Raw genomic sequence first — 12,203 nt, 5'->3', positions numbered from 1 at the left:
TACCTCCTTTTTTAAAGAAGTGCAGAGATTTTATCTACTAAATAATCTCCAAATTCTGTAGTAGTTGCATTACCTCCCAAATCTTTTGTTAATACTTTTCCTTCTTTAAATGTTTCTTTTAATGCTGTTAATATTATATCTGCTCTTTTATTTTCACCAAGATATCTTAACATAGATATTCCAGATAAAAGAAGTGCAGTTGGATTTGCTAAATTTTTACCGGCAATATCTGGAGCACTACCATGAACAGCTTCAAATATCGCAATATCTTCCCCAATATTAGCTCCTGGAGCCATACCTAATCCTCCAATTAAACCAGCAGCTAAATCAGATAGAATATCCCCATATAAATTCATAGTAACTATTACTTCAAATTGATTTGGATTAATTACCATTTGCATACACATATTATCAATAATTACTTCTTTTAATTCTATTTCTGGATAGTCCTTTGCTACTTCTCTAGCACAATTTAAAAATAACCCATCAGCAAATTTTAAAATATTGGCTTTATGTGCTACCGTAACAACTTTTTTATTATTTTTTTTAGCATATTCAAAAGCAGCTTTTACTATTCTTGTACTTCCTTTTTTAGTAATTACTTTTATAGCTTCAACTGTTTCTTCATCAATTTTATTTTCTTTACCTATATATAAACCTTCTGTATTTTCTCTAAATATAACCATATCTATATTTTCATATCTACTTTTTATTCCTTCAAAGCTTTTTACTTCTCTAACATTTGAATATAGATCATATTTTTTTCTAAGTTGAACATTTATACTTCTAAAACCTTTTCCTATAGGAGTAGTAATAGGCCCTTTTAATGCAATTTTATTTTTTTCGATACTTTCAAATACATTATTGGGTACTAATTCTCCTGTTTTTTCATATACATCTATTCCAGCGTTAACCTCTTCCCAATTTATTTTTACTTTTGTAGCATCAATTATTTTTTTAGTAATCGCGGCTATTTCTGGTCCTATACCGTCACCTGGAATTAAAGTTACATTATACATACGTATATCCCCCTTATTTTTATTTTTTCATATATAAAAGAAATTCAAAGTATTAATAATTTTATAAAACTTTGAATTTCTTTATATCAATTAATAATCAAAATTAATTTTATTTTTTTGCATAGTTTAAGTATCCACCTTCAAGAAGTATTGCTTTTTCTCTATCTGATACTTCTAAAATAGCTTTAAACTCTTTATTTTTAGTTTTATTTACTATTGTAAATATACCTGCTTTTACACTATCGATACAATTATTAAGTACTAATTCATCAAATTCATCAATATTATTATAATCTTCTTTATTTTCAAATACTAATGGTAAAATCCCTGAATTTATAAGATTTGCTTTATGAATTCTAGCAAATGATTTTGCAATAACAGCTTTTACTTTTAAATATAAAGGAACTAAAGCTGCATGTTCTCTACTTGAACCTTGTCCATAATTATCTCCACCTATTACAAATCCACCATTATATTTTTCTGACCTTGCTTTAAAATCATCTACTATTGTAGCAAAACAACTTTCAGATAATTTTGGTATATTTGATCTAAATGGTAATAATTTTGCATTCGAAGGCATAATATCATCTGTAGTAATATTATCTCCTGTTTTTAATATTACATTTTTAGTAATACTATTTTCTAAAGCATTATTTAATGGAAATGGTTTAATATTTGGTCCCATTATTACTTCGAGACCTTCTCTATTTTTAGGTGGATATATAAAATAATTTTCATATACTTGAAACTCTTTAGGTAATTCTATTTTAGGTGCTTCTCCATAATTCATTGGATTAGTTAAATATCCTTCAAGAGCTGAAACAGCCGCTACTTCTGGAGAAACTAAATAAACATCAGCATTTTTAGTACCACATCTGCCCTTAAAATTTCTATTAAAAGTACGAAGTGATATAGCATTTGATTTAGGCGCCTGTCCCATTCCTATACATGGTCCACAAGCTGCTTCTAAAATTCTTGCTCCAGCACTAATAAGCTCTCCAAGAGCTCCATTATCAGCCATCATTTTTAATATATTACTTGAACCAGGTGATATTACTAGATCAACATCTGGATTTATTCTTTTCCCTTTTAGTATTGCAGCAACTTTCATAAGATCAGTATATGAAGAATTTGTACAAGAACCGATAGCTACTTGATCAACTTTTATTTTATTTTCTTCTGTTATTTCTTTTACTGCATCTGGACTATGTGGAAATGCTGCCATAGGTTTCAACTCATCTAGATTAATGACAATTTTTTTATCATAATTTGCATCAATATCAGCTGCTAATTCTGTATAATCATTAGCTCTTTTTTGTCTTTTTAAGAAATCATAAGTAATTTCATCACTTGGAAATATTGAAGTAGTTGCTCCAAGTTCAGCTCCCATATTTGTAATAGTAGCTCTATCTGTAAGTGAAAGTGATTTTACTCCTTCACCAGTATATTCTACTATATATCCTACTCCGCCTTTAACTGTAAGTTCTTGTAATACTTTTAATATTACATCTTTTGCGCTTACCCAAGGTTTTAATTTACCTTTTAATTCTACATTTAATACTTTAGGTACAGTTAAAAAATAACTTCCTTTTGCCATAGCTACAGCTACATCAAGCCCCCCAGCACCAATAGCTATCATACCCATTCCTCCACCTGTTGGAGTATGGCTATCTGAACCAAGTAAAATATTACCTGGTTTACCAAACCTTTCTAAATGTAATTGATGACATATACCATTTCCAGGTTTTGAAAAAATTATTCCATATTTTGCTGCAGCTGTTTTTATAAATGTATGATCATCAGCATTTTCAAAACCAGCTTGCAAAGTATTGTGATCAATATATGCTACAGATAAATCTGTTTTTATATCTTTTATTCCCATAGCTTCTAATTGCAAATAAACCATTGTACCTGTTGAATCTTGAGTTAACGTTTGATTAACTTTTACTTCTATTTCATTTCCGGCTTTTAATTCTCCATTAATAAGATTTTTAGATAAAATCTTATAGGCTAAACTCATCCCCATATTGAACTTACCTCCATTTTCTAAATATTTTCGTGTATACACAAGAATTATTACATATATATTATATAAAAAAGTATGTACTTTATCTAATATATTTTTTTAATAAAAATCATATATAAAATATATTTTACATAAAAATAACTATATCTCTTCATAATTTAAATTCTTAAATAAAATTTAGTTTAAATAATTTTTATTTAAGAATCCCAAACTAAATATAATCTTTATTATATTTAGTTTTTTCTAATAGTATTTTATAAGTAAATATTATCTTAAATAATTTTTATTTATAAGAATGATAATTTTATGTATGTTGAATACGGTAATGAAAATGTTAACGTAAAAAAGAAAAATAGATATAAAGGAAATTGTATAGTATAATTAAATAAACTATTAATTTTATTATATTTTTTAATATAAAAAATATAATTTACTTTGACTTTAATATTAGGATGTGCTAATATATATCTAAAACAAAGTTTACTTAGGAGGTAAAGAAAATGAAAGAATTTAAAGTTACAGAAGAATGTATAAGTTGTAGAGCTTGTGTTGGCGTGGCAGAAGAAAATTTTAATATGAATAAAGAAAATAAAGCATTTGTGTTTTCACAACCAAAAAATAATGATGAACTTAAAAAATGTGAAAAAGCAAAATCTATATGTCCTGTAAATGCTATAATAGAAATAAAACAAAAAGATATAGATCCAATATTTGCCAATGCAAATGTAAAAGATACATTAGATAAATACACTGATCTAAAAGATGTTTTAATAAAATTATCCCCAAAATTTAAAAGAATACAAAATCCTATTATGTACAATACTTTAGCAAAATTTGTAACTTTTAAAGAAGCTGCCAAGGTTACAGGTATCTCTATATGTGAAATTTTACATACAATAAATGAATATTTAGGAGTAGAAAAAAAATTAGTAGAAAATATGCCTGAATGTATAACTGCAATGAAAGATAACAATGATTTTGAAATGAAAAGTGAAAAAATAACATGGAAAGAAAGTAATGAAAGATTTATTTATAATAATGAAACTGTAGAAGAATTAATTAAAAAAACATCAAAATTAAAACCACAAGAAAATATAGTAATATTATCTGTAGAGTTCCCAACAGAATTATTAAAAGTGATAGAAGGATTAAATTTTAAATATAATATTGAAAAAAATAGAGAATTTAGAATATCAATATTTAATCCAGAAATTGATAAAAAAGTAAATTGGAAAGATAGAAAAAATGAATTTGATATATTAGATGTACGAGAAATGGAAACAGATCCATTTGATATAATAATTAAAAAAGCATATTCTTTAAAAGAAGATGATGGATTTATATTAATTCAAAAATTCAATCCTATTCCTATGATTAACATGTTAAGTGAAATGGGATTTGAAAATATTATTGAAGAAAAAAACAAACAAGAAATCTGGATATATTTTCATAAAAAAATAGAAAGAAAAAATAAGGAAAATATAAAAAATGATAAAGTAGATGTAGTAATTCAATCAGCAACACCAGTTGCTTATCCAGTTATGATGAAATTATTACAATCTGAAAAAATAAGGAAATCTATAAATATAAAAGAATTAAAAGTTTGGAATGAAACAGAAAAACATTTAGGTTGGATAGCTAATGGAAAAGCTGATATAAGTTTTTCTGCACTTATTACTTCTTCTAAATTGAAAAATAGTGATGTTAAAATACCTGCTTTATTTGTATGGGATAATTTTGTAATTTTAACAAGATATAAAGCTGATAGTTTTAAAGATTTAATAGGAAAAGAGATATATACTCCATTATTTGATGAAGCTCCTCCAGCAAAAATAACTAAATACTTAATAAAAGCTAGTGGCTTTAATGTAGATGATTTTAAATTTAAATATGGAAAACCATTTGGAAGACCAGAAAAAATATATTTAGATTTTATAACAGGGAAAGCAGATACTGTAGTATTAAGAGAACCTGAAGCTGCATATGCAATAAAAACAATGAAAGATAGAAAAGAAAACTTTTCTATAATTTCATATAACAAAATATGGAATGATATAAATAATGGATTTGGAAGTTTTCCTAATGCCGGATTAGTATTAAAAGGGAAATTTGTAAGAAAACATCCTGAATTAACAAAAGTATTATTAGAAGAACTAAAAGAAGCTATAAATTGGGTTATCAAAAATAAAAAAGAGGCTGCTAAATTATCTTTTGATATAATGAGACAATCTCCAGATAAAATTGAAGAATTTTTAGATAGAGTTAACTTTAAATATGTTGATGGCGAGGAACTTATAGATAAAGTAAAACAATATTTTAACATACTAGTTAAAGAAAAAATAGTAAATGATACAATAGATGAAAAATTTTTAAGCATATTTAAATTGGATTAAATTATTCTATAATTAAAAAAATATAAAGCACTGTATAATTAATTATATAAAAAATAATAAACTCTATATCTAATAAAAATCTAAAATAATTGAAATGAATTTTAAATTATAAAAAAATTATTATTCAAGAAAAATCTATTAAAAGTATTTGTATAAAGAGCTAAATATGATAAAATAAGTGTAAAAGCAACAGTAAGAAGATATAAGAATAAAGGTAAGTCTAAAGATTTATTTGAATTTTTGATATCTTGATATGTGAGGTTGATATAGTTGCAATTTGAAAAAGCAAAATTAATTAAATTGTTATTGGAAAAAGGAAAAATATTAAAAGATAACAGAAGAAATTTTGTAAAATTAATAGAATAAAATGGTATATATTATAAATTTGTTTTTATTTATTCTGTTTATATAGATAACTACAGAAAGCTAAAAAAGAACTTAAGATTTTGGAGGAGGTAAGAAAAAAATAATGGAAAATGCAATTTTAGTTCTTTTACCTAATAAACCTTTTTTGGGTAATCAGATAACTCAAATACCTTTTTTTGAAGAAATAAAAGGAAATAAGAAAATAATAACTGTAGGAACAAAGAAATCTTATTTTGTAATAAAAAACTTAGGTTATATAGATTTGGCGTTTGAATATAGAAAAAAAAGTTTTTTGGATTTGTTTAAAATTATAAAAAAAATAAAGAAAGATTATAATGTAACTGAAGTTTATAATTTTAGATATAGGTCGATAAGAATATCTTTTATATTGGCTTTGTTTTTTAGAAATATTACAGGGTATTTAAATAAACGTAAAAATCCATTATCGATTTTTTACAAGAAAAAAAAGATCTTTAATAAAAAAGAGTATATCGCGCATAACTATTTGAAGCTTTGTGATGGAAAACTAGAAGAATATTATTTAGAGAATGTAAGAAGAAAGAAAAGTATAAGTATCATTCCAGGTGGGAGTAATGACTTTAAAAAATATCCTTTGTCAAAATATTTAAAAGTTGTAAGAGAATTTGAAAATGATTATGAAATAAACTTTATATTAGGAAATGATATGTTGAAAGAACAAGAAGAACTAAAGCCTTATAAAGAGAAGTATAACTTAGTTATAGGAGAAAAACTTGACAAACTTAGAATGTTATTACAAGAGACTTCTCTTGTGATATCTAATGATTGTGGACCAAGTCATTTTGCTCATATTTATAATACTCCAAGAATAAGTTTGTTTGCAGGAAATACTAATCCAAGAGAATGGTTTAATAAGACTGATAAGTCAATATTATTAGAGAGTAGTAATAGAGATAATATAGATAGTATAAGAGAAGAGGATATTATAATATCAGCTAGAAAAATACTAAATAGATAAGTTTAAAGTATGAAAATAAGTGGATTTACAACGATAAAAAATGTAAGTAAACTTTATTATCCGGTAAAAGAGTCTATGATGAATAATTATTCAAGAAAAATGTTTGGATTTAAAAGTTCAAATGAAGTTTATGAAGAAAAATTAGTTAAATTAGCATAGGGGAAAATGTGTGCAACTAAACTTACAATTTTCATTTAAAAAAATGAAAATAAAAACTATTGACAAATAAAACTAAAACATGTATAATTAGTCAAAATTAAATATTAATTCTTATCAAGAGAAGTGGAGGGAACGGCCCTTAGAAACTTCAGCAACCTACCTGTTTGGTGTGGTGCTAATTCCGTGAATTATTGATTTAAGATTTTAAATCAAAATAATTCGAAGATGAGAGATTGTTTTGTGATTAAAACTCTTTCAAATTCGAAAGAGTTTTTTTTATTATATGATTTAAAAAAAATATATATACAATAGGAGGTTTTATTTTGATTCAAATAAAAAATCTAAATAAAATTTATCATTCTAATGGAAAAGAAATCCACGCAGTAAAAAATTTGAATTTAACAATTGAAAAAAATGATATCTTTGGCATTATGGGATTGAGTGGTGCTGGAAAGTCATCATTTATAAGAATGTTAAATCGATTAGAAGAACCTACTAGTGGAAATATTATTATTAATGGAAAAAATATTATTAATTTTAAAAAAAAAGAACTTAGAAATTTTAGAAAAAAAACAGGAATGATATTTCAACATTTTAATTTATTATCTTCTAGAACTGTAAGAGATAATGTGGCATTTGCTCTCGAGATAGCTAAATGGAAGAAAAAAGATATTAATAATAGAGTAAGCGAACTACTTGAATTAGTAGAATTATCTGATAAAGCAAACTTTTATCCTAGTCAGCTTAGTGGCGGTCAAAAACAAAGAGTTGCTATCGCTAGAGCACTTGCTAATAATCCTGAAATTTTATTGTCTGATGAAGCTACTAGTGCTCTTGATCCTAAAACAACAAAATCTATACTCGAACTCTTAAAAAAAATTCAAGAAAAATTAGGATTAACTATAATACTTATTACACATCAAATGGAAGTAATTAGATATATCTGTAACAAAACAGCTATTATACAATATGGAGAAATTGTTGAAAAAGGAAAAACAGAAGAAATTTTTATAAATCCTAAAAGTAAAATTACTAAAGAACTAGTTGCACATTTAATCCCAGAAGAAAAAGATGAGATAGATTTATTAAAGAAAAATAATTGTAAAATTATAAAGATTATTTACACAGGAGAAATTGTAGATAAACCTATTATTTCAAAATTAGTTAGAAAATTTGATATAGACGTAAATTTAATTGGTGGAAGTATAAATAAACTTATAACTACTAATATAGGTCATTTAATAGTTGAATTTGAGGGTGATTTAAAAAATCAAGAAAATGCTATTAATTGGTTAAAAAATCAAAATTTAGAAATAGAGGTGCTTTATAATGGATAATATTTTAAGATTATTAATCCCTTCAATCTGGGAGACATTATATATGGTATTTTGGTCAACAATTTTTTCAACTATTTTAGGAGGACCTTTAGGTATATTATTACTAATTACTAAAAAAGACAATATTTTATCTATGCCAAAATTAAATAGAATTTTAGATGCTACTATAAATATTTTACGTTCTTTTCCTTTTATTATTTTAATGATATTAGTCTTTCCATTATCAAGAATAATAGTAGGAACTACAATAGGCTCTACTGCTACTATTGTTCCACTTTCCATATCTGCAGCTCCATTTGTTGCTAGAATAATAGAAAGCGCTCTTAGAGAAGTCGATAAAGGACTTATAGAAGCTTCATTATCCCTTGGAGCTTCTCCATTTGAAATAATTATAAAAGTACTTATACCAGAAGCTATGCCAAGTATTGCAAATGGGCTTACTATTACAATTATTAACTTGCTTGGATATTCTGCAATGGCAGGTGCTATTGGTGGTGGTGGTTTAGGCGATTTAGCTATTCGATATGGATATCAAAGATTTAAAATGGATATAATGATAATTTCTGTAATTGTAATAATTATTTTAGTTCAAATTATTCAATATATTGGTGATAAAATAGTTTTTTATATTAAAAAAAATAGATAATAAAAATTTTAATAAAATAAATATATATAAGGAGGAATTTATTATGAAAAAACAAAATATTTTTATTTTAGTATTAATATTAATACTATCAACAACAACATTTGCAGGACTTTTTAAAAAGAAAGTTAATGAAAACGAATTAAAAGTAGGAGCAACTCCTATACCTCATGCTGAAATTTTAGAATTTATTAAAAAAGATTTAGCAAAAGAGGGAATCAAATTAAAAATAGTTGAATTTACTGATTATGTAACACCAAATTTAGCATTAAATGATGGAGAAATTGATGCAAATTTTTTCCAACATATACCTTACATGAATAAATTTTCTAAAGAAAGAAACCTAAAATTAGTATCAGTAGGAACTGTGCATGTAGAGCCAATGGGTTTATTTTCTAAAAAAATTCAAAATATATCTGAGTTAAAAAATGGCTCAATAATTGCTATACCAAATGACCCCTCAAATGGTGGAAGAGCTCTTATTTTATTAGAAGATAAAGGACTAATTAAATTAAAAGATGATGCAGGATTAAATGCTACAGAATTTGATATAATAAAAAATCCAAAAAAATTAAAATTTAAGGCTCTTGAAGCTGCTCAACTTCCTAGAGTATTACAAGATGTAGACGCTGCTGTAATTAATGGAAATTATGCTCTTGAGAGTAATTTAAATCCAGCTAAAGATGCATTGCTTGTAGAAGGTGCAAACTCTCCATATGCAAATATAGTTACTGTAGTAGCTGGAAATGAAAAGAATAAAAAAATACAAAAACTTATAAAAGTGTTACAAAGTGAAAAAGTGAAAAAGTTTATTAAAGAAAAATATAATGGTGCTATAATACCTGCATTTTAAAAAATAAGCTACTTTTAATAGGTAGCTTATTTTAATTTATTTATTCTATTAACTATCTCTTTTGCAATAGCATAAGAAGGTAATGTTATATGAGAACCACCTCTTTTTATAGCCTCATTTGGCATTCCAAAAACAATAGATGTTTCTTTAGATTCAGTTATTGTAAAACCACCATTTTTTTTAATCTTTACCATTGCATCTGCTCCGTCATCTCCCATACCTGTCATAAGAACGCCTATTGTTCTTTCTTTAAATACATTTAAAACAGATTTCATCATTATATTAACAGAAGGAATAAATAAATCATCCGGTATTTTAGATAATTTTATAAATACTTTTCCCTCAGTATTTTTTTTTATTTTTAAATGATAATCACCTTTTGCTACATAAACAACACCATTTTTTACTTCCATTTCATTTTCTGCAACAACAACTTTTAGTTTTGAATATCTGTGCAGTCTTTCAGCATATGAATCTATAAAACTTGGCGGCATATGTTGTACTAAAAAAACAGGAGCATTTAAATTTTCAGGTAAATAAGGTATAACTTCATATATATTTTTAGGCCCACCAGTAGATATTCCTATAGTAACTGCATTTACAACTTTACTTGTAATATCTTCTAAATCATAATAATTTTGAGTTTTAATTAGTTTATGTTTTACTCTTTTGTATAATAAATTTAATTTATTAATATCATTCCCTATTCTTCCAGCTTCTATTACAATTTGTAATAATTCTTTAGAAATATCATTTATATTTAATAATAATCCACTACTTGGTTTTTCTATACATGCAAAAGCTCCTAATTCAAAAGCTTCATAAGTAATAACTGAATCTCTTTTTGAAAGTGACGAAAATATTATTACCGGACATATTTTTTCATAAACAATTCTATTTAATGCAGTTAGCCCGTCCATTTTAGGCATATTTATATCTAAAAGAACTACTTCTGGTTTTAAATTTATTGTTTTTTCTATTGCTTCTATTCCATTTTTAGCAAAATCTATTATTTCTATCCTATTATCTAATTTAATAATATTTTTTATTAAATTTCTAATCAATGCTGAATCATCAGCAACTAATACCCTAATTTTTTTCATTTTTATTCACCAGCTTCTTTAATTAATTTCATCTCTTCTTGTGAAATAATTTCTTTTAAATCCACTATAATTGTTTTTATATTTTTTTCAATATAAACCCCTTTAAAATATTTTATTTTTAATAATAAAATATTTGTTATATTTAATATATTATTTTCTTCTATTTCTTTAATCCCTAATACTTTTTCCACAATAAAACCTATTTTATTATTATTAATTTTTTTTACTATTATTTTATTATTAAGATTATTTTCTTTATTTTTATTATTAAATTTTTTATTTAAATCATATAGCGGTAATACTTCTCCTCTTAAATTATAAACATTTAAATTATCATTTTTTTCAAAACTTAAAATTTCTTCTATTTCATTTAATTTAACAGCATATTTTTTATTTTTTATTTCAAATTCGATAAATCTAGTTTTTTTAATTGTATCTTTATTATTTTTATTATTTATTCTAATATCAACTTTTTCATAATAATTCATTAAAATAAATATATCTAAAATAAAAATCATATTCTTTTCATTATCATAAGTAATACTACTTATTTCTTTTATATTTTTACTAATTAAATAATGAGGGATTTCTAATATTTCATTATTATCTCTCCCAATTAATTCAACTATATTAGATACCAATATTCCTAATTTTTTATTCTCTTTTTCTAAAATTATTATTTTAGAAAAATCTGTTAATTTTATTTTTTCATTATTTATTTTTTCTAAAATATCAATAACAACTATTGACTTACCTTTATATTCTAAAATATTAATATCCTTATTTTTAAAAGGTATATTTTTTATTTTTTTATAATTTATTATTTCAACAATTTCATTAGCATTTAATCCATATTTTTCATTATTTATTTTAAAAATTAAAAATTTTTCTGTTTTTTTAATTTGTTTTTTAACGATATTGTTAATTTGAGTATCATTAGTATCTGATACTAATATTTTTTTTATTTCAAGAAGTTTATTTAAATTAAAATAAATGTATTCTATATTTTTTATTTTAATTATTTCATTAGAAAACTCTTCTATATCTAAAAACTCTAAAATTTTTTCTATTTTTAAAGCATATAAAGAATTATTATAATTTAAAATTAACATTTTATTACTATTAATATTTTTTTCAATAGATAATACAGGAATTATATCATTTCTATAATTTATAATCCCTAATATATTTTTATTTTTGCTATATATCGGTGAAATATTATTTTCTTCTATAACTTCTTTAATATATTTATTTTCAATAATATATTTTTTTTTATTTATAACAAAACTAAAATATTTCATAATTCT

Annotated in this window: 10 protein-coding genes and 1 riboswitch; of the genes, 6 read left to right on the top strand and 4 right to left on the bottom strand. The window is 23.9% G+C overall.

Features of this window, described 5'->3' with window-relative positions:
• Positions 1–11: 11 nt before the first annotated feature.
• On the bottom strand, positions 12–1,019 hold the full coding sequence (locus EV215_RS01640) for an isocitrate/isopropylmalate dehydrogenase family protein (RefSeq protein WP_134112230.1): 1,008 nt from the start codon (positions 1,017–1,019) through the stop codon (positions 12–14).
• A gap of 109 nt (positions 1,020–1,128) precedes the next feature.
• Entirely contained in the window at positions 1,129–3,045 is a 1,917-nt protein-coding gene (locus EV215_RS01635; protein WP_134112228.1) for an aconitate hydratase, read from the bottom strand.
• A 500-nt stretch (positions 3,046–3,545) separates the two neighbouring features.
• Here EV215_RS01635 and EV215_RS01630 point away from each other — a divergent pair, with 500 nt between their 5' ends.
• The 6 genes from EV215_RS01630 (at position 3,546) to EV215_RS01610 (ending at position 9,793) form a co-directional block, all read left to right on the top strand.
• On the top strand, positions 3,546–5,438 hold the full coding sequence (locus EV215_RS01630) for a DUF1858 domain-containing protein (protein WP_134112226.1): 1,893 nt from the start codon (positions 3,546–3,548) through the stop codon (positions 5,436–5,438).
• A 469-nt stretch (positions 5,439–5,907) separates the two neighbouring features.
• The gene (locus tag EV215_RS01625; RefSeq protein WP_134112224.1) at positions 5,908–6,801 is read left to right on the top strand and encodes a glycosyltransferase family 9 protein; all 894 of its coding nucleotides are present in this window, start codon (positions 5,908–5,910) and stop codon (positions 6,799–6,801) included.
• A gap of 9 nt (positions 6,802–6,810) precedes the next feature.
• Positions 6,811–6,960, top strand: coding sequence for a hypothetical protein (locus EV215_RS10475; RefSeq protein WP_166667309.1), 150 nt, complete (start codon positions 6,811–6,813; stop codon positions 6,958–6,960).
• A 108-nt stretch (positions 6,961–7,068) separates the two neighbouring features.
• Positions 7,069–7,192, top strand: a riboswitch (SAM riboswitch).
• 91 nt (positions 7,193–7,283) lie between these two features.
• Positions 7,284–8,297 (top strand): methionine ABC transporter ATP-binding protein, encoded by a 1,014-nt coding sequence (locus EV215_RS01620; RefSeq protein WP_134112222.1) that lies wholly within the window; start codon positions 7,284–7,286, stop codon positions 8,295–8,297.
• On the top strand, positions 8,290–8,943 hold the full coding sequence (locus tag EV215_RS01615) for a methionine ABC transporter permease (RefSeq protein WP_134112220.1): 654 nt from the start codon (positions 8,290–8,292) through the stop codon (positions 8,941–8,943). Before EV215_RS01620 ends, EV215_RS01615 begins: the two co-directional genes overlap by 8 nt.
• Positions 8,944–8,986: 43 nt before the next feature.
• Positions 8,987–9,793: a MetQ/NlpA family ABC transporter substrate-binding protein gene (locus tag EV215_RS01610; protein WP_134112218.1), complete on the top strand. Its 807-nt coding sequence runs from the start codon at positions 8,987–8,989 to the stop codon at positions 9,791–9,793.
• A 26-nt stretch (positions 9,794–9,819) separates the two neighbouring features.
• Here the strand turns inward: EV215_RS01610 and cheB are convergent, their stop codons facing one another.
• Together cheB and EV215_RS01600 are read right to left on the bottom strand one after the other, a co-directional pair.
• Positions 9,820–10,896 carry a chemotaxis-specific protein-glutamate methyltransferase CheB gene (cheB, locus tag EV215_RS01605; RefSeq protein ID WP_134112216.1) on the bottom strand — a complete coding sequence of 359 codons (1,077 nt, stop codon included), beginning with the start codon at positions 10,894–10,896 and terminating at the stop codon, positions 9,820–9,822.
• A 2-nt stretch (positions 10,897–10,898) separates the two neighbouring features.
• Positions 10,899–12,197 (bottom strand): chemotaxis protein CheW, encoded by a 1,299-nt coding sequence (locus EV215_RS01600; RefSeq protein WP_134112215.1) that lies wholly within the window; start codon positions 12,195–12,197, stop codon positions 10,899–10,901.
• Positions 12,198–12,203: the final 6 nt, after the last annotated feature.

It is taken from the genome of Hypnocyclicus thermotrophus, assembly GCF_004365575.1.
Lineage (GTDB): Bacteria > Fusobacteriota > Fusobacteriia > Fusobacteriales > Fusobacteriaceae > Hypnocyclicus > Hypnocyclicus thermotrophus.
Note: the sequence above shows the minus strand (reverse complement) of the source record. Positions and strands in the feature narration are given on the sequence as shown.